Origin of the sequence: Streptomyces sp. NRRL F-5727, from assembly GCF_000719555.1 — a bacterium.
Lineage (GTDB): Bacteria > Actinomycetota > Actinomycetes > Streptomycetales > Streptomycetaceae > Streptomyces.
The window spans coordinates 1-785 of the sequence record NZ_JOGX01000148.1; the positions used below are offsets into that span (position 1 = coordinate 1).

Consider the following 785-nt stretch of genomic DNA (forward strand, 5'->3'; position numbering starts at 1 on the left):
TCGACGATCTTGTCGCCCCACCCCTTCCAGTCGACCATCAGCGGCTCTCCCCCCACCGCGGCTGCTCGGCCTGCTCGATCGTCGCCCGGTCGGGATCGACGCCCTTCCTGACCTGTGCGTCGATACGGTCACGCAGCTCGCCGTCGAGCTCGCCGTCGAGCACGCCGGTCCGCTCCAGGGCGGCGTCCGGCTCCGAGTCGAGGACGTCGTACGTCGTGTTCTTCCAGGTCGTCGCCTCGCCGATCACGCCGAGCTCCTTCAGCTCCGCATGGGCCAGATCGATGCCCTTCGTTGTCGCCGCCGGCGCGGCGAGGCCAGGCTCGTTACCGCTCACTGCTCCCCCGTTCCCCCTGCTTCATCCCGCTGTTCCACATCGACCGCCACAGCGTCCGGGACGATCCCCGCCACCGGCGGGAACACACCCCGCCGGCGCTCCGGCATTCGCTGAGCAAACAGGCAAACTAGCTCCGCGCGGCCGTTGTTGGGTCGGTCGCCTCGCGCTCCAGGGCGGGATCCGGTCGGCCGTGAGCGGGGCAGAGTCTGTCAAGTCGCCGCAGCCGACTTGCTGCTGAGCTCCCGTCTGCTTCCCCCGTGTTCAGTCACCATGGCAATGCTGCCATGTGCTGGTTTTCGTCAGCAATGAGGTTCGGGTTCGGTGGAGCGGGTGGTGTCCGTGCTGCCGCATCCGGGGCAGGGGGCCGAGTCCGGGGACCTGAAGGCGCAGTCGCAGGTGGGGCAGTACTGGAGGGGCGTGGGTGGGGAGGGGTGCGGGGACGGTGGGAGCC

General features: G+C 69.4%; 1 protein-coding gene. It reads right to left on the bottom strand.

What is annotated here, in order from left to right:
• Positions 1–37: 37 nt before the first annotated feature.
• The gene (locus IF73_RS0137070) at positions 38–334 is read right to left on the bottom strand and encodes a hypothetical protein (RefSeq protein ID WP_078868459.1); all 297 of its coding nucleotides are present in this window, start codon (positions 332–334) and stop codon (positions 38–40) included.
• Between the last annotated feature and the right edge of the window lie 451 nt (positions 335–785).